Genomic DNA, 18,947 nt, shown 5'->3' on the forward strand with positions numbered 1-18,947 from the left:
AATTGGCATTTCATAAACTTGCTAGGTAAACGGCCTCTTAATAAATAGGAATGGAATAATGGATGTTGAATTAACTGAAATACTCGAAGCACTTTGTCAGCATGCACCATTCAATGAAATTGCCGACGATCCGCAACTCAATGATATGACCAAAGAAATTGAAATACGTTATGTGCGTACTGGGGAGTGGGTCATTGCCCCAAGCGCACCTAACAATACTCTGTTTTTTATACGTAGTGGTGCGATTGAGGTTCTCAGTAAAGAGAATAAATTAATTCAACGCATGAACGAAGGTGAGTTATTTGGCTACTACTCACTTTTGCGTAGTGGTAAGTCTTCACAATCCATGCGCACCATCGAAGACAGTTTGTTGTATTGCATTCCGGCTCGCTGGTTTCTCAAACTATATGAAGAAAACGATATTTTTTCTGACTTTTTTGAATTGGCTCGCGAAGTACGTTTGCGTGCTGCGATGGAGTCGCAAAATTCCGATGTCTCCTTAATGACCTGTCCTGTGGTCAGCTTACTAAGACGACCTCCAATTAGTACAGACATCAGTTCAAGCATTCGTAATGCGGCTCAAATTATGGCTGAACACCGTGTCTCTAGCCTGCTAATCACAGATAAAGATGAACTAATTGGAATTGTTACCGACCGAGACCTACGCACTCGAGCTGTTGCCGAAGGACTTGCCTACGACACGCCTATTTCAGAGATCATGACCCGTGACCCGATAGTCATGGACAGTGGTGATTATGCATCAGAAGCGGTATTGAAAATGATGGACCGCAATGTCCATCATATCCCAATTGTGAAAAATGGGCGCCCTATTGGTGTAGTAAGTACTGGAGATATCATTCAGAAAGAAAGTCACGGCAGTGTATATTTGATCAGTGATATTTATAAACAAACCAGTATAGAAGGCTTACAAAGTATCAGCCGTAAGATGACGCATACTTTCACCCAACTTGTGCTTGCAGATGCCAATACACAAATGATTGGCAACGCTATGTCACACATCGGCACCGCTTTTGTAAAAAGGCTATTGCAGTTGGCCGAAGAAAAATACGGCCCACCACCAGTACCTTATTGCTTTATCGCCCTTGGTTCACAGGCAAGAGAAGAGCAAACCATTAAAACAGACCAAGACAATGCACTGATTTTAAGTGACAAATACAATAAAAAACTGCATGGCGAGTATTTTGAAGCATTGACAGATTGGGTTTGTAATAACCTAGATAAATGCGGTTATGACTTATGCTCTGGCGACATCATGGCATCGAATCCTCGCTGGCGCCAGCCACTAAATATCTGGAAAAATAACTTCAGCGAGTGGATACAAAAACCCAAGGCTGAAGCCTTACTACGACTGTCTATCTTTTTTGATCTACGTGGTATTTATGGCGATAAAACCCTTGCCCTACAACTAAACCAACACATACGCCAAGAGGCTCAAAAGCATTCTGGCTTCTTAACCTTTATGGCGCGAAATGCCAACCAGCGTAAACCGCCTCTGGGGTTTTTCCGACAATTTGTACTGGATGGGGAAGGCGAACAGTCACGTACTTTCAATCTAAAAGAGAGAGGTATCGCGCCAATTATCGATATTGTTCGAGTGCATGCCCTAGCCTGTGGTAGCGACAAGCTCAATACCTTAGAACGCATTGAAGATATTGAAGCTGCAGGCTTGTTGCCTAATGGACGCGCTAAAGACCTGACTCTTGCTCTAGAAATGATTGGCATGATTCGTATTCAACACCAAAAAGAACAAATAGAGAATGGTGAACAACCGAATAACCACGTAAACCCTGAGAATTTGTCCTCCTTTGAAAAGCGTAACCTTCGCGATGCTTTTCATATCGTTGCACGTCAACAGGAGTTTATTAAATTCCGTTACGCAGGGAAGCGCAGCTAAATGACAAAGCCTTTATTAAAGAAGCAAGAAGACCTTCAAGACTGGCAAGAAATGTTTGCCCAATGGGCAGAAGAAGCGCCTGAAGGCCCACTGAAACGCTATTATCAAGCGGGGATGATTGCACCACAAACAGCACTGCAAGATACACCTTTGCTGGCCTTAGATTTAGAAACAACGGGGCTTGATCCAAGCCAAGACGAAATTATCAGTCTTGGTTTAATTCCTCTCAATCACAAAATCATTCGTTGCCAGGGCGCAAAATATTGGATGGCAAAACCTGAGTGCTCATTGAATGCCGAGTCCGTTACGATTCACGAAATCACTCATTCTGAATTGGAAGAAGCACCTCGACTTCATGCTATTTTAGATGAAATTTTATTAGCACTCACTCATCAAGTCATCGTCGTGCATTGCGTTGCGATTGAACGTCAATTTTTGCTAAAAGCATCAATGAAAATTTACGGCTATCCGCTGTATTTTCCTGTGCTCGACACCATGGACATAGAACGCCAAGTCACCTTTAAACCTTGGTGGAAACGCTTTGGTAGACGCCCGTCATTACGCTTAGATGCATGCCGTCAACGCTACAAACTCCCGCGCTACAAAGCCCACCATGCGCTCACCGACGCTTTGTCATCCGCCGAATTACTACAAGCGCAAATTGCCTATCACATGGACCCTAAGGCCGATATTTCAAACTATTGGATTTAATTCAAGCCACCCAGCCTGCTTTTAGCAATTATACAAATGCAGGCTCGGCAAGCGTTGATTCAGCCACTTCAGAGAGTAAGGGACAGCTTTCACGAATCACTAATTCGGTTTCCAACACCACGTCTTTGGCTTCTCGAAGCCCTAAAAATACCTCAGCGGCAACACGGCCTTTTTCCACCGTGTGTTGATGTATGGTGGTGATCGAAGGATGAATATTGGCACTTTCAGGAATGCCATCAAAACCAACCACCTGCAAATCTTCCGGCACACGTAAACCTAAATGCAAGGCTGCTTGCACCGCTGCAATAGCAATACAATCACTCATGCAAAGTAATAATTGTGGACGCTTAGCCATAGTCAAAGCTTCACGGGCAGCCTGATAAGCTAACTTATGATTGTTCTCTGGGATATTCCAAATATGCTCAGATGCGACAGACAACTGATGCTCTTCCAATGCCTGAAAATAGCCATACAAACGCTGGATCGAAATAGACGCCGCGCGATCAAACAATTCGTCTTCACGGATACGACACACCCGATCTGTCGCCAAAAGGCTCAAACCTAAAATCGCTACGGCTTCAGGTTTATGTTGCAGAGCGTGAATGGCGATTCTATAGGCACCGCTGTGGTTTTCGATGTTGACAGAGGTAGTTCCAGGAATAAAGCTATCTACCGTAATGATGTTCTTATTCGGCATCAACCAAGGCGCATTAATACATTGCTGTGGTTTATGACCATAAACGATAAAACCATCTACCATAGAAGATTGCATACGGCTCTGAGCATCTTGCTCAACTTGGTCTGAAGACAACAACAACATATTGTATTCATTGGCTTCAAAGACTTCCGCCATGCCTTTTAGAAATTGATTGGCAACAGGATCGGTTAAGCTGTAACTCAAGTCATCAGACAACACAATGCCAACTATTCCCGTGCGACCAGTGCGTAAACTACGAGCAGCGGCATTAGGGCCAAAATAACCCATTTTTTCGCATTCGCTCAGAATGTTTTCACGCAAAGCGGCCGACAACTGATCAGGACGATTAAAGGCGTTTGAGATGGTTGCCGTGGATACTTCTAATCGTTCAGCAACGTCTTTTAAAGTCAGTTTTTTTATGTTTTTTGTCATACTAACTACTCGCAAACCAAAAGAACTTCGACAAACAAGCCGATTCACACAAAACGCAAATCGGCTTGAGATGACAAATGCCCAATTAAAAACTCAATTAACTGCGTAATACGACTTAAGACAACTTAGCAAAGAAGGCTTGATAAGCTGGCAAAGTCAATCCTGTACCGTCTAAAGTCGATTCGAAACCATGACCTTGCAACACTTCAGCAACACCCGTTTTTAATGTCGCATGCTGCTCTTCGCTCGTCATGTTTAACACAACCAAAAGTCGAACACCCTCGTATTCACGCACCAAAGCAATTAATTGCTCATTACCAAGATCAAGCTGAGACAATTCACCATTCACTAAAGCAGGTTGTTGCTGACGCCAATGAATCAGCTGACGCACTTTATGCAGCAAGGCATCTGGATTCGCTTCTTGTTCTGCAACACTAAGCGGTAAGTGATTTTTATCGACCGGCAACCAAGGTTCGATTATAGAAAATCCACCTAATGCAGATTTATCCCATACCATCGGCGTACGACAGCCATCACGGCCTTTAAATACTGGCCACAGCGGAATGCCATAAGGATCTTGAATGCGCTCAAACGGCACCTCAGCCTCTGGTAAGCCAAGTTCTTCACCTTGATACAAACAAACACTGCCACGTAGAGACAAAATCAACGCCAAAGCAATCAGTGGATAAGCTTTGCCATCTTCGTTTGCGCCCCAACGTGTGCGCGAACGCACCACGTCATGGTTCGATAACGCCCAGCAAGGCCAACCATCGCCCACGATGTTATTCATATCCGCCAAAGTTTTGCGAATATATTCTGGAGAATGAGGCGTATTCAGAAAATCGAAGGTATACGCCATATGTAGCTTATCGCCACCAGACGTGTATTCCGCCATGCGTTTCAGAGGAAAATCGTCACCAATTTCGCCTACCATAGTGCTACCCGGAAACTCATTCATCATGATGCGTAAATCTTTTAAGAAGTCCAAGTTTTCTGGACGGCTAAGATCGTACACATGACGCTGATAAGTGTAAGGATTATCGTGTGGCGCTCCCATAGTTTTTGGCTCCCCAGCTGGTACTGGAGGATTGTCTTCCAAACCTTGGCTGTGGAAGTAGAAGTTCACCGTATCCAAACGGAAACCGTCGACACCCAACTCTAACCAAAAACGCATGTTATCCAAATGAGCCTTACGGACTTCGGGATTATGGAAGTTGAAATCTGGCTGAGATTCTAAGAAGTTATGCAAATAATACTGCAAACGACGACTATCCCATTTCCACGCACTGCCACCAAAGATAGACAACCAGTTATTTGGCGGTGAACCATCAGGCTTAGGATCAGACCAAACATACCAATCTGCTTTCGGATTGGTTTTATCTTGACGACTTTCTTCAAACCAAGGGTGAACATCAGCTGAGTGACTAATTACCTGATCGATCATGACTTTCAATCCCAGTTCATGGGAACGATCAACCAAGACTTTAAAGTCCGCTAACGAGCCAAACATAGGATCAATGTCACAGTAATCGGATACATCGTAACCAAAATCTTTCATTGGAGAAGTAAAAATAGGCGACAGCCAAATCGCATCGACACCAAGGGAGGCAACGTAATCTAACTTACTTGTAATGCCCGCTAAATCGCCAACGCCATCGCCATTTGCATCCATAAAACTACGTGGGTAAATTTGATAAATAATCCCACCTTTCCACCAGTTCAGATTGGTTGTCATCAGACTCTCCAAAAAAGATAAAACGTGGGGCAACGCCAAAGCATTGCCCCATTTAAATACCAATATTACTAACTGCTCAATAACATACTAGCCAGTTAGCCTTTGCGTAAATAAGACTGCTCGTGCTCATCAAACAAATGCATTTTTTCAGCCGGGGCGGACAAATACACTTTATCCCCACGCTTAATGTTCAAGGTACCAGCTTGCTTCGCAATCACCATGTCGTCTGCGCCAGGGATTTTTACATAAAGCAAAGTCGCTTCGCCGAGAGATTCCACGAAGGATACTTCTCCCGAGAAAAGGCTTTCTTGTTCCGCAGACACAACCACCAAATCTTCTGGGCGAATACCGAAGAAAGCTGGTTTCGCTTGTTCACTTGATTCCGTCACGATAGGCGTTTGAATGGAGGCAGAAGCCGACAAAGACACCAAGGTTTGTGCGCCCGTTTGCTCAATGCGGCAAGGCACAATATTCATCGCTGGCGAACCAATAAATTTCGCCACAAATACATTCGCAGGATGCTCATAAAGATCCAATGGCGAACCCACTTGCTCAATATCACCGCCCGACAACAACACGATGCGATCAGCCAAGGTCATGGCTTCCACCTGATCATGGGTCACATAAATCATCGTAGAATCCGGCATGCTGTCTTTCAGATTAGCAATTTCCATTCGTGTCGCAACACGAAGTGCCGCATCCAAGTTAGACAAAGGTTCATCAAACAAGAATACTTTAGGACGACGTACAATCGCACGACCAATCGCCACACGTTGACGTTGACCGCCAGAAAGCGCCTTTGGTAAACGATCTAAATATGGTGTTAGTTGCAGCATATCAGCGGCTTTACGCACCTGCTGATCAATATCTGCTTTGCTAACCTTAGCGATTTGTAAACTGAACGCCATGTTGTCATAAACCGTCATGTGCGGGTACAAAGCGTAGCTTTGGAACACCATAGCAATACCACGCAATGCAGGCGGCACGTCATTTACCACAACACCATCAATCTCTAATGTGCCAGCAGAGATGTCTTCTAAACCAGAAATCATGCGCAATAACGTGGACTTACCACAACCTGATGGCCCGACGAAAACAATGAATTCGCCCTGCTTGATGTCCAAATTAATGTCTTTTAATACTTCAACATTATTGGAATAAATTTTCTTAACATTGGTGAGTTTTACATCAGCCATGATTCTACTGCCTCAATCTAAATTCATACCCTAAGTGAGGAGCAAATGCTCGACTCACCTGCCTAGGTTTTGTTATTTCACCGAGCCTGCTAGCAAACCGCGTACTAGATAACGCTGTAAGCCAAAGAAGACACATAAAGGAATAATGATCGTAATAAACGCCGATGCCGTCAGAATTTCCCAGTTACCACCGCGAGAGCCAAGCAATTCGCGAAGCTGGCCTGTTAACACCATGTGATCTGCATCATTACCTAGGAATACCATGGCAATCAGCAAATCATTCCATACCCATAAGAATTGGAAGATGGCAAATGACGCCAATGCAGGAAAAGACAGCGGTAATACAATCTTACGGAAAATATCAAAATCGGAAGCACCATCAACACGGGCGGACTCAATAATTTCTCTTGGTAGACCAACAATATAGTTGCGCAGTAGATAAATCGCCAACGGCAAACCAAAACCGGTATGCGCTAACCAAATCCCTACATAGGTTTTTGATCCGACACCAAAAAACTCACCAATCAGATTATAGGTTTTCAACAGCGGAATCAGTGACATCTGTAACGGAACAACCAATAAACCAACCACAGCCGCAACTAGCAATGCACGCCCAGGAAAACGCATCCAAGCCAGTGCATACGCGGCAAACGCAGCCACTAAAATAGGAATAATGGTCGCAGGTATGGTAACCGTTAACGAGTTAATAAAAGACTTACCCAACCCTTCGGCATTCAATACTTCGCGATAGTTTTCTAGCGTAAAACGCGGTGGCGTCTCGGCCGTATAGAAAATGCGGTCGCCACGGGAACCTTTCCACTCCACAGGAGAAGAAAATGCGTAGTCGCCGTTTTCCATGACTTGCAAAGTCTCACCTTTTTTAAGCTCAGCCACCGTTCCAACATCGAATTCATCGGGTCTTAATGAACTAGAGCCAAATTTGGTAACTTCTCCCGCTGAACCTTCGAATAGGTTACCGCGAATAACAAAGCGATCACCCTCTTGAACTTGTTTTTTCGGTTCATGGGCACGGGCCACTAAACGCTGTTCAGAGGTCGATAACGCCGTCCACCAGCCAGAAGTTGATAGCTGGTTTTTATCTCGAATTGAAGAAATAAACAAACCCGCTGTCGGAATAGTCCAGATAATCACCAGGAACAAAACTGTTGCATGAACTAAAAAAGTTAACGGAGTGCGTTTAGATGACGTAATCATATTAACGACCCTCCATTTCGGCATTAGCGCGGCGAATATTCCACACCATAATTGGGATAACCAGAACCATAATAACCAACGCAATCACCGCGCCACGACCAAAGTCGCCACCGCCATTAAACATCCAACTAAACATCTGATTGGCCAACACTTGAGTGCCCCATTGGGCGTTCGTCATAGCCAATACGATATCAAATACTTTCAATACCAAAATGGTAATTGTGGTCCAAACCACTGCAATGGTTCCCCAAATTTGTGGCACCATAATTTTGTAGAAGATTTGAAAGCCATTGGCACCATCTAACACAGCGGCTTCAATGGTTTCATCAGGAATACCACGTAGCGCGGCAGACAAAATCACCATAGCAAAACCGGTTTGAATCCAAATCAGGATAACCATCAAAAAGAAGTTGTTCCAAATTGGAATCGTCAGCCAGGTCTGCGGTTCACCGCCGAAGAAGACAACCAAGGCATTCAGCAAACCGATTTGATCTTCGCCACCTGTGCGAAAATCGTAAATGAATTTCCAAATAACCGACGCACCGACAAAGGAAATAGCCATCGGCATAAAGATTAAACTTTTGGCGATATTGCCCCACCAGATTCGGTCGGTCATGGTCGCGATAATCAAACCAAAAAATGTTGCCGCTGTTGGTACAACAATCAACCACAGCATGTTATTACGGAAAGATTCATAGAACTCATCACTGCTAAATAGCCATTTATAGTTCGCAAGGCCAACAAAGTCTTCACCGCTGCGTCCATAAAAAGACAAGCGAATGGAATCAATAACAGGATAGAAAAGGTAAAATGTCAGTAATAAAACGGCTGGCCCCAAAAACAGCCAAGGACGAATATTGTTCGCCACACGTAAATTACGAGCAACATCAGCAGCTGCGCCACTTTTTGTTGGAAAAATTTTATCTAAAAGGAAGTTTGAGCCGTAGAAATACGCGGCACACCCCATAACACCTAGAATCATGGTAACTAACGCCGAGGCAAGCTGTCCCATAGAATCTCCAAAATATATCAATGCAGTGACTATTAAAAAACGGCAACCGCTTTACTTATAAAACCAATACAAAAAGCCCCAGAGTGACGAAGCACCCTAGGGCTTAGCAAAGAATTACTTCAAGGCATCCCATGTTTTCTGGATGTCGTGAGCCACCTCTTTGGCATCTTTACCGCCAGTGTAGTCAACCATTCCTGTCCAGAAAGAACCGGCGCCGATTTTACCAGGCATCAAGTCAGATCCGTCAAAGCGGAAGGTTGTCGCGTAGCGTAAGATCTCGCCTTGTTTTTTCGCTGCTTCACTTGAGTAAACTTCAGGGTTTGCTTTCAAGTGTGCAGAGATAAAGCCAGTTTGCGCCATCCACAACTCATGAGCGATTGGCGAACGAATGAAATCAATAAACGCACGGGCGCCTTTAGAATCATTTGTCACACTCATCAAGGTTCCGGCGCCCAATACTGGGTTACCTAAATCCTTAGACGCATAAGATGGGAAGTAGAAGAAATCAGCGTCTAGACCCAACTTCGTTCCTTCAGGGAAGAAAGCAGGAATAAACGACGCTTGACGATGCAAGTAGCATTTAGGTGGTGAAGTGAACAAACCTTTTGGGCTGTCACGGAAATCCGTAGAGGCAACCGCTCCAGCGCCACCATCAACGAACTTGTCATTACGCGCGAACCAACCAAACTCTTCGATAGCACCTACGATACGCGGGTCATCAAATTTAATTTCATTGGTTACCCATTTATCGTAAACAGAAGCCGGTTGAGTACGAAGCAATAAGTCTTCTACCCAGTCAGTTGCTGGCCAACCTGTCGCCGCACCGGAACCTAAACCGATACACCAAGGTGTACCACCATCAGCGACGATTTGCTTAGTTAAGGCTTTTAAGTCTTCCATTGTCTCAGGTACTTCATAACCAGCATCTTCAAAGTTGTCTGGTGAGTACCAAACTAATGACTTCAAATCTGCACGGTAAAATACACCGTAAAATTCTTTTTCGCCTTTTTTATCTTTAAAGGTCGCTAGATCCACCCAAGACTGACCCGCTGCATAATCTTTTTTCACGCCTTCTTTTACCGTGTCGCTAAGTGGCGTCAAAAAGCCCTTAGCAGCTAAATCTGCTGCCAAACCTGGTTGAGGGAAAACAGAAATATTAGGTGCGCTGCCCGCTTGAGTATCAATAACGATTTGCTGTTCAAAAGAATCAGAACCCGCGTATTTCACTTTAGCGCCAGTGGCTTGTTCAAAGTAAGCAGCAACTCGTTCGAAATTAGTTTTCTCATCACCAGTCCAAGGACCAAAAATAGAGATGGTTTCACCAGATAGCTTATTCGATTTCAGAGCCTCATAGCTGCTCCAACTAAAACGAGAATCTTCACCAGGCTTAAACAAGAGGTCTGCTGCATGAACAGCATTTGCGGAAAATGTCAGGGCGACTGCCATAGACAAAAGAGATTTTTTCATCATTGCTCCTTACAGGCCCGCTTGGGAAACCCCTAGCACGCCTTTGTTTTTATTATCGTAGGTCGAAACAAGGTAAAACATGTCTTCTATAAGGATTAAGAAGGAATTCGATTATTAACAAACAAAACCCGCGCTTCAAGCACTTCGCCTCCTTAATATTGACTTAATTATTTTTTAAATTTAGTAGAACCTTCTAAAAATGCGAATCTTATTTACTCCACCTCATCTGTATAAAAAACCAACAATATAGGGTTTTTATCGTAAATTCAGTAAGTTGCTGAGCAATTTTCAATCATTATTTGTTTATTTTGTTCTTTATTTTTACTCATTTAGACCGCTTTTTTTAGCCATAAAAAAAGCGTGAACTAGCACGCTTTTCGTTCTAACAAACAGGCTTAATACTTTCTTAACCGTTTAACAAAAGTATATCCAGAAAGTAAAATCATACTATTAAAGCTTAAAACTGGCTTAACTGCGCTTCAGCTTCGCTCAACGAAGGCAAAGAAGGATAGGCACCCAGCTTTGTCACAGAATCTGCACCACAAGCCGCAGCAAAGCGCACAATATCCACTAGCTGCTGTTGAGATAAAGCCGCTAACGCTGCGCGATCGCCACCTTGTTCTGCCAATTTATAAAGCAAGCCGCCAACAAAAGCATCGCCAGCTGCAGTGGTGTCTTTTACTTCCACTTTTGGCGTAATCACTTCACTTACGCCATGAGTCGCCGTATAAAAACGAATCGGGTTGCCACCATCCGTTAATACAAATAAGGTCACACCCGCAGCAAGAGATTGTTCGATAAGAGCAAATGGATCTTCTGCTAACACTGCCAATTCTTCTAGACTGGCTTTCACTACATCACCACTTTGCATCCAATCAATAACACGCTTAATATCCACTTGCCCATTCGGCCAAAGGTTCATACGCAAGTTCACATCAATGCTGACGATCCAGTTTTCCGCACGAGCCATGCTCACTCCAGCCAAAGTAGCTTTGGTAATATCCGCATCGGTCAATGTATTAGAACAGGTATGGAACACTCCTTGGCTATCAGCAAACCAAGTGGCATCAAAATCACTTTCGCGGAACAAAATATCCGCAGAAGGACTGCGGTAAAATTCAAAGCTACGCTCGCCAGTTTGATCTAAGCTTACAAACGCCAAGGCCGTTTTGGCTTCCTTGGTCATCAGCATATTGCTCGTATTCACACCGTAACCATCAAGAGACTCTTTCAAAAAATGACCAAACGCATCGTCACCTACTTGGCCGACAAAATGACTGTTGCCACCTAAACGTGCCACAGCTACCGCAACGTTTGCTGGCGCACCGCCTGGGAACTTAGTAAAAGATTCAAGCTCTCCTGCTTTGGTTGCTCCATTAGAAAGGAAATCGATCAAGGCTTCGCCGAACGCCATTACTTTTGTTGTCATTATTGTGTTCTCTTTTTGGTTTGCAGACAGTATCTGCGCAGATCTAAATAAGGGTAGACGAAAAATTATGCAGGGGAGAAAGCATTAAATCAATTTAATTTATTTAAAGACTGTTCATATCAAGTCTATATGAGCAATTGGTTCACTGTAAGTTTCTTGCTAGACTCGAAACTTACATAACAATTTTATAATAACTAACAGACCTCAACCTTCCACTGAGCAAGATAATGACCCAAGCAAAATGTATCTATGTTGTAGATGACGACGACGAGATTCGCACCCTGCTCAAAACTTACCTAGAAAAGCACCAATTCACGGTGTTAACCGCTGATTCTGGTGAAACGTTTTTAGCCAATTTCCGAGCAGAGCAAGAAGTTGATCTGGTGATTTTAGACATCATGCTTCCGGGACAAGATGGCTTTGCAGTTTGTCGCTCCCTACGAACGCAATCACAGGTTCCGGTGATCATGTTAACGGCAAACTCCGACGAAATGGACCGTATCATCGGTTTGGAAATTGGCGCAGATGATTATCTTGCAAAGCCCTTTAACCCGCGAGAGTTACTGGCGAGAATCAAAGCTATTTTGCGCCGTATGGAACACACCGAAGTGGTCGAGATAGCACCGGTTACCCATCGCTTCTATCGTTTTGCGCAATTTACTCTGGATACACTGTCGCGTGAGTTGCACTTTAAAGACGAAAAAGAGTCGTTATCCGGCGCAGATTACAACCTGTTAATGTTGTTCTTAACTCATCCTGGCGCGGTGCTCACACGCGAACTTATCGCTGAAAATACGCGTGGACGTGATAGCGCTCCGCTTGATCGGTTTATTGATGTGCACGTTAGCCGCTTACGCCAGCGTTTACGCGAAGATGCCCGCCAGCCACAGTTGATCAAAACCATTCGTGGTCAAGGTTATATATTAACCGCTAGCGTCGAAGCCATTAGTGATGCCCGTTAATACACCGATCAGTAAACGCTCACGAATCAAGCGCTGGTCCCAGTCTCTGACAGGGCAAATTCTGATCATTATGGCACTGGGCGTGGCCAGCGCTCAGTTCATCAGTTCATCCATTTGGTTGCGTCAACTCGAATCCGATACCGAAGAAAACGTACGTGAAGTATCTAAACACATGGCATTTCGTATTGCTGCCACCGTTAGCTACTTCACTTCTTTGCCAACCAATTATCGCCATATCGTCATCGATCAATTACAAGACATGGGCGGAACACGCTTCTTTGTAACACTCAATAAAGAAGAGATTCTCATCAACAATATTCCCGACTCGCCGCTCAAAGACATTGTCAAAAACGAGGTTCAGTCGACGCTGGTCAAACAGCTAGGTATTCACAACGCAAAGATTGCATTTTCCAGCCCCAGTGATTTACACGTGATCAACAACCATACTCGCCTTGTGGATTTACCAGAGCGCTGGGGACATCACAGTTTATTAGTAAAGCCTCTCACGCCCCCCATTATCGTGATTCAAATTCCAATCAATGATAAAGACTGGCTGTATTTAGCAAGTCTGATGCCTGACCCTTACTTTTTGGATGGCACCACAGCACTCAGTGGGGATCGTTTGTTTTCCATGGCGATGTCAGTGATTACCGTACTGCTGCTGAGCATTCTTATTTTAAGGCGCGTGACACGACCGCTGGCCACCTTGGCACGTGCGGCGGAACGTTTTGGACAAGGCGATTGGCAACCAATAAAAGAAGTCGGCAGTGTCGAAGTGCGCAATACAGCCAAGGCTTTTAACGATATGCAGCGCCGCATTCAGCGTTATCTCAACGACCGAGAAAGGCTCTTTGCCTCCATTTCTCACGATTTAAAAACACCTATCACACGCTTACGATTACGCGCTGAAATGCTAGACGAAGATGATATCCGCGACGCCATGATTCGCGATCTAGAAGATTTAGATATGTTACTAAAAGGCGCATTGCAAAGTGTAAAAGAAACCGATATTCATGAAAATCGCGTCGAAGTGAATATTTCAAGAATGCTCAGAGACATGCAATCTACGGCCAACTTACATGGTGTAAAGCTGACCGTTGTCGGCGAGTTACAACATCCATTTATTGGCAAACCCTTTGCCATAAAACGCTGTCTTGGCAACCTTGTCGATAACGCCTTGTACTATGGCAAAACCGCCACCGTCTTCATTGAAGATGATGAAAATGAAGTCTGTATTCGGGTTTGTGACCAAGGCCCAGGCATCCCGATTGATAAAATGGACAAAGTTTTTCAACCTTACACGCGCTTAACGCCAGACCATTCAGGTCATCCTGGCGGCATGGGATTAGGTTTAAGTATTGCACGCAATATTGCCCGTGCTCATGGTGGTGAAGTCACCCTGGGTAACCATATGCCACAAGGCTTAGAAGCCAAACTTTGGTTGCCAAGACATTAATCTATCGTCACCAAAATGACGGTTTGTTCTTCACTGAAAAATGCATCAAATCGTCATTCAATAAGCAAACAAAAACCATTTCACCCAGTCATTTGCAAGACTTTGTTACAATAGGTTGCTCTACTTTACCCTCCCTTGTCAGATCCTTTGCTAAATTCTATCACTCGAACATTCGCTTAAGCTGATCTTCAGACCGCGAAGTCGATACAAAAATAACGCAACATCAAAGCCTATAAAATGTCTTTGGTTGGATGACATAACAATAACAAAGGTTCCTATCATGAAAAAAATTGCTTTCGGTTTAACCACAGTTGCACTTTCTCTAGCAGCGGCTACGGCTCACGCTGGTGAAGTAGAAGTTCTACATTGGTGGACATCAGGTGGCGAAGCCGCTGCGATCAATGTACTTAAAGAAGAAATGGTAGACGCTGGCCACACTTGGAAAGACTTCGCAGTCGCTGGTGGCGGTGGTGAATCTGCTATGACCGTTCTAAAATCTCGTGCCATTTCTGGCAACCCACCATCTGCTGCTCAAATCAAAGGCCCAACCATTCAAGAATGGGGTGACCTTGGCTTCCTAACAAATCTTGATGATGTTGCTAAAGCGGGCGAATGGGACGTTATCCTTCCTCAAGTTGTTAGTAACGTAATGAAGTACGACGGCCACTACGTAGCGGCTCCAGTAAACGTTCACCGTGTAAACTGGATGTGGGCAAACCCTGAAGTATTCCGTAAATCAGGCGCGTCTATCCCAACCACTTGGGAACAATTCATTGTTGAAGCGAAAAAAATTAAAGCTGCTGGTTTCACACCACTTGCTCACGGTGGTCAAAACTGGCAAGACGCTACTCTATTCGAAGCAATCGCTTTGGCTAAAGGCGCTAAATTCTACAACAGCGCGTTCATCGGCTTGTCTGATAAGACACTACGTAGCCAAGACATGATCGACGTATTTGATACCTTCAAACAAATGCGCGAATTCGTTGATCCAGGTTTCTCTGGCCGCGATTGGAACGTAGCAACCTCTATGGTTATCAATGGTGATGCTGCGATGCAAATCATGGGTGACTGGGCGAAAGGCGAGTTCACAGCAGCAGGCAAAAAAGCCGGTATCGATTACGTTTGTTACCCAGCGCCAGGCACAAGCGGTGCTTTCACTTTCAACATCGATTCTCTAGCGATGTTTAAAGTAGATGGCAAAGACAAACAAGCAGCTCAAAAAGACCTTGCTCGTTTGATCCTAGAACCTAAGTTCCAAGAAACCTTCAACTTGAACAAAGGCTCTATTCCAGTTCGTTTGAATATGCCTCGCGAAAAATTTGATACTTGTGCACATTCTTCAATGGATGCGTTTTTAGCAAGTTCAACGACTGGCAACCTAGTACCAAGTATGGCTCACGGCATGGCTGTGAACTCTATGGTTCAAGGCGCTATCTTTGACGTGGTGACTAACTTCTTCAATGACGAATCTATGACGTCTAAAGAAGCAGTCGACAAGCTAGCTCGCGCAGTTAAAGCCAGCATGTAAGATCTAAATCTGCAACGTCTTAATTTGCAGTAAACATAAGAGGCTGGTCATCTAGCCAGCCTCTTCTTAATCTCTCCAAATAGTGAAGCATCAACTATGAATACTAAAGCCGCCAATTCTGGGTCAGGACAGACTCAGTCAGGACGTCCTGCGCGCCTAAGCTTGGCCGATTGGATGCCTAAAATCGTCATGGCCCCAACGGTACTGGTTACCTTGGTGTGCATATACGGCTATATGATATGGACTGCCGTACTCTCTTTCACTGGCTCTCGTATGTTGCCGTCTTACAAGTTTGTCGGCTTCGAACAATACGAGCGTCTATTTAACAACGATCGCTGGATGGTAGCCCTATCCAACCTTGGGATTTTCGGCGGCTTGTTTATTGCTATCTGTTTGTTCCTTGGCGTGACTCTCGCCATCTTCTTGGACCAAAAGATCCGCGCAGAAGGCGCAATCCGCACCATTTACCTGTATCCAATGGCCATCTCTTTCATCGTAACGGGTACGGCTTGGAAGTGGTTACTTAACCCAACTAACGGTCTGGAAAAAATGATGATCGACTTTGGTTTTGTAAACTTTAAATTCGATTGGTTGATCAATCCAGACATGGTTATTTACTGTTTGGTTATCGCGGCTGTTTGGCAAGCATCTGGTTTCGTCATGGCGCTTTTCTTAGCAGGCCTTCGTGGCGTTGATGGTGATCTGATCAAAGCCGCACACCTTGATGGTGCCAGCACTTTTACCACTTACCGTCGTATTATCCTGCCTTCTTTGAAACCAGTATTCTTTAGCGCCTTGGTTGTGCTTTCACACATTGCGATTAAGAGTTTCGACTTGGTTGCGGCTTTGACCAATGGTGGACCGGGTTATTCGTCAGATTTGCCAGCTAACTTCATGTACACCTACACCTTTACTCGTAGCCAAATCGGCTTAGGTTCAGCGTCTGCAATGGTGATGCTAGGCTGTGTATTGGCGATTTTAGTTCCTTATTTGTACTCTGAATTGCGAGGTAAACGCCATGAGTAATAAAGCTGTTGGCCGTAAAACTTCTGGCCTAGACAAAGTATTACGCATTGCCTTGTACACGGTATTAATCGTCGTTGCGGCGTTTTATCTGATGCCGTTTATCGTCATGTTGATTACATCGCTAAAAGATGTGGAAGAGATACGCACAGGAACTCTGCTTTCTTTGCCTGCTTCCTTGCATTTCGATTCTTGGTCAAAAGCGTGGTCAAGCGCATGTACGGGCAGTAGTTGTGGTGGTATCTCACCTTACTTCATGAACTCCTTCCAAATCGTACTGCCTGCGGTTGCTATTTCAACGCTGGTAGGTGCTATTAACGGTTACGTTATTTCCCTATGGAAATTCCGTGGCAGTGACTTTTTCTTTGCGGCCATGTTAGTGGGTTGCTTTATTCCATTCCAAGTAATCTTGTTGCCAATGGCGCAAACACTGGGTTGGTTAGGTATTGCCAATACCACTTCAGGTTTAGTCTTCGTGCACGTGGTTTACGGTGTGGCATTTACAACCTTGTTCTTCCGTAACTTCTACCAGTCCATTCCTGGTGAATTGGTAAAAGCAGCTCGCCTTGATGGCGCAGGCTTCTTTACGATTTTCTACCGCATCATTTTGCCCGTTTCGACACCGATTATTGTCGTCACAGTCATTTGGCAGTTTACGCAAATTTGGAATGACTTCTTATTTGGTGTGGCCTTCTCTGGTTTTGATACTCAGCCAGTCACGGTTGCTTTGAACAACTTGGTAAACACCAGCTTTGGTGGTAAGGAATACAACGTTGATATGGCCGCGGCCATTATTGCGGCCCTACCGACACTAGCGGTTTATGTGTTTGCCGGAAAATACTTCGTCCGAGGCTTAACAGCTGGCGCAGTCAAAGGCTAATAACGCCGTTCAGCAACCTAGTTAATAAAGACAAAATGCACTCGTGCCTTTTTACCTAACACAGCACGAGTGAACTAAAAAATTCGGAGTAATAACATGGCAAACCTAGTCATTGATAATGTTAAAAAACGCTACGGCGAGACGGAAATTTTAAAAGGCATCAATATTTCTATCAAAGCAGGTGAATTCCTGATTTTGGTTGGGCCTTCTGGTTGTGGTAAATCCACGCTAATGAACTCCATTGCAGGCCTTGAAGACGTAACCGAAGGTCGAATTCTTATCGCAGATAAAGACGTGACTTACACTAGCCCTAAAGATCGTGATATCGCGATGGTGTTCCAATCTTACGCTTTGTACCCAAACATGACGGTAGAGCAAAACATCTCATTCGGTTTAGAAATGCGTAAAGTGCCAAAAGCAGAACGTGATGTGGAAGTTCAGCGCGTAGCGGAACTATTACAAATCAGCCATCTACTCGACCGTAAACCAGCGCAATTGTCTGGTGGTCAGCGTCAACGTGTTGCCATGGGTCGTGCCTTAGCGCGTCGCCCTCAGCTTTACTTGTTTGATGAGCCATTGTCTAACCTAGACGCTAAATTGCGTGTAGAGATGCGTACAGAGATCAAGAAGCTGCATAAAAAGCTGGGCACAACCATCGTTTACGTAACCCACGATCAGATCGAAGCCATGACCTTGGCCGATCGCATCGCCGTAATGAAAGATGGACAAGTTCAACAGCTTGGTACACCACAAGAAATCTATGACAACCCAGCAAACTTGTTCGTTGCAGGATTCATGGGCTCACCAGCGATGAACTTCATTCCAGCCAAAGTGATCGAACAAGATGGCGTGCCTATGTTGGAATTGGCAACAAGCACAACCGTTGCACTGCCATTCCCAAAACCAGAATCACTAAAAGATTACGTAGGCAAAACCATCCTGCTGGGCTTGCGTCCTGAGATGATTACCGAACCTCAGCCACACAAAGAAGGACAGCCTTTTGTCACCACAACCGATGTTGAAGTGGAAGTAACGGAGCCAATGGGTGCCGACACCATGATTCTGACTCGTGTTAACGATGCCGAGATCAACTGTCGTTCTAACCCAATGTACCCAGCAGAAGCAGGCTCAATTATCAAAATGATGTTTGATACCTCCAAAGCGGTGGCTTTCGATAAAGAAACGGGGCGTCGTCTAGATCTTTAATCATTTGCCAAGCTAAACGGTTAACCTTTTAAGCAAACCTGTCACAACCTTTTTACTGTGACAGGTTTTTTTGACTGAAAAAT

At 44.6% G+C, this 18,947-nt stretch carries 15 protein-coding genes; 8 read left to right on the plus strand and 7 right to left on the minus strand.

All coding sequences use genetic code 11. From position 1 onward, the window contains the following. Window positions 1-58: 58 nt before the first annotated feature. Window positions 59-1,915, plus strand: coding sequence for a DUF294 nucleotidyltransferase-like domain-containing protein (locus tag B6N13_RS06815; protein ID WP_012071998.1), 1,857 nt, complete (start codon window positions 59-61; stop codon window positions 1,913-1,915). Then, on the plus strand, window positions 1,916-2,626 hold the full coding sequence (locus tag B6N13_RS06820) for a 3'-5' exonuclease (RefSeq protein ID WP_012071999.1): 711 nt from the start codon (window positions 1,916-1,918) through the stop codon (window positions 2,624-2,626). A 28-nt stretch (window positions 2,627-2,654) separates the two neighbouring features. On the opposite strand, the gene B6N13_RS06825 is transcribed toward B6N13_RS06820, so the two are convergent. The 7 genes from B6N13_RS06825 to B6N13_RS06855 form a co-directional block, all read right to left on the minus strand. Then, window positions 2,655-3,755: a LacI family DNA-binding transcriptional regulator gene (locus tag B6N13_RS06825; protein ID WP_169458929.1), complete on the minus strand. Its 1,101-nt coding sequence runs from the start codon at window positions 3,753-3,755 to the stop codon at window positions 2,655-2,657. A 115-nt stretch (window positions 3,756-3,870) separates the two neighbouring features. Further along, window positions 3,871-5,490 carry an alpha-glucosidase family protein gene (locus B6N13_RS06830; RefSeq protein WP_169458930.1) on the minus strand — a complete coding sequence of 540 codons (1,620 nt, stop codon included), beginning with the start codon at window positions 5,488-5,490 and terminating at the stop codon, window positions 3,871-3,873. A gap of 95 nt (window positions 5,491-5,585) precedes the next feature. Further along, entirely contained in the window at window positions 5,586-6,686 is a 1,101-nt protein-coding gene (gene ugpC / locus B6N13_RS06835; protein ID WP_012072002.1) for a sn-glycerol-3-phosphate ABC transporter ATP-binding protein UgpC, read from the minus strand. Window positions 6,687-6,758: 72 nt separating this feature from the next. Continuing rightward, a complete protein-coding gene (locus B6N13_RS06840; protein ID WP_012072003.1) occupies window positions 6,759-7,901 on the minus strand; it encodes a carbohydrate ABC transporter permease in 1,143 nt (380 codons plus the stop codon). 1 nt (window position 7,902) lies between these two features. Beyond that, window positions 7,903-8,913 (minus strand): sugar ABC transporter permease, encoded by a 1,011-nt coding sequence (locus B6N13_RS06845; protein ID WP_012072004.1) that lies wholly within the window; start codon window positions 8,911-8,913, stop codon window positions 7,903-7,905. A 114-nt stretch (window positions 8,914-9,027) separates the two neighbouring features. Then, entirely contained in the window at window positions 9,028-10,380 is a 1,353-nt protein-coding gene (locus B6N13_RS06850) for an ABC transporter substrate-binding protein (protein WP_012072005.1), read from the minus strand. Window positions 10,381-10,837: 457 nt separating this feature from the next. Then, a complete protein-coding gene (locus B6N13_RS06855) occupies window positions 10,838-11,809 on the minus strand; it encodes a carbohydrate kinase (RefSeq protein WP_012072006.1) in 972 nt (323 codons plus the stop codon). Between the two features lie 227 nt (window positions 11,810-12,036). Here B6N13_RS06855 and B6N13_RS06860 point away from each other — a divergent pair, with 227 nt between their 5' ends. From B6N13_RS06860 to ugpC (B6N13_RS06885), 6 genes are all read left to right on the plus strand, one after another. Further along, window positions 12,037-12,771, plus strand: coding sequence for a response regulator transcription factor (locus tag B6N13_RS06860; protein ID WP_169458931.1), 735 nt, complete (start codon window positions 12,037-12,039; stop codon window positions 12,769-12,771). Beyond that, window positions 12,761-14,227: an ATP-binding protein gene (locus B6N13_RS06865; RefSeq protein WP_169458932.1), complete on the plus strand. Its 1,467-nt coding sequence runs from the start codon at window positions 12,761-12,763 to the stop codon at window positions 14,225-14,227. Before B6N13_RS06860 ends, B6N13_RS06865 begins: the two co-directional genes overlap by 11 nt. Window positions 14,228-14,507: 280 nt before the next feature. Next, complete coding sequence (locus B6N13_RS06870) at window positions 14,508-15,755, plus strand: ABC transporter substrate-binding protein (protein WP_012072009.1); 1,248 nt, start codon at window positions 14,508-14,510, stop codon at window positions 15,753-15,755. A gap of 174 nt (window positions 15,756-15,929) precedes the next feature. Next, a complete protein-coding gene (locus B6N13_RS06875) occupies window positions 15,930-16,781 on the plus strand; it encodes a sugar ABC transporter permease (RefSeq protein WP_348981528.1) in 852 nt (283 codons plus the stop codon). Then, entirely contained in the window at window positions 16,774-17,658 is an 885-nt protein-coding gene (locus tag B6N13_RS06880) for a carbohydrate ABC transporter permease (RefSeq protein ID WP_012072011.1), read from the plus strand. The genes B6N13_RS06875 and B6N13_RS06880 overlap by 8 nt, the downstream gene beginning before the upstream one ends. A gap of 96 nt (window positions 17,659-17,754) precedes the next feature. Further along, window positions 17,755-18,864 (plus strand): sn-glycerol-3-phosphate ABC transporter ATP-binding protein UgpC, encoded by a 1,110-nt coding sequence (gene ugpC / locus B6N13_RS06885; RefSeq protein ID WP_012072012.1) that lies wholly within the window; start codon window positions 17,755-17,757, stop codon window positions 18,862-18,864. The last annotated feature ends 83 nt before the right edge of the window (window positions 18,865-18,947 follow it).

Source organism: Marinomonas sp. UCMA 3892, from assembly GCF_012726345.1.
Taxonomy (GTDB): domain Bacteria; phylum Pseudomonadota; class Gammaproteobacteria; order Pseudomonadales; family Marinomonadaceae; genus Marinomonas.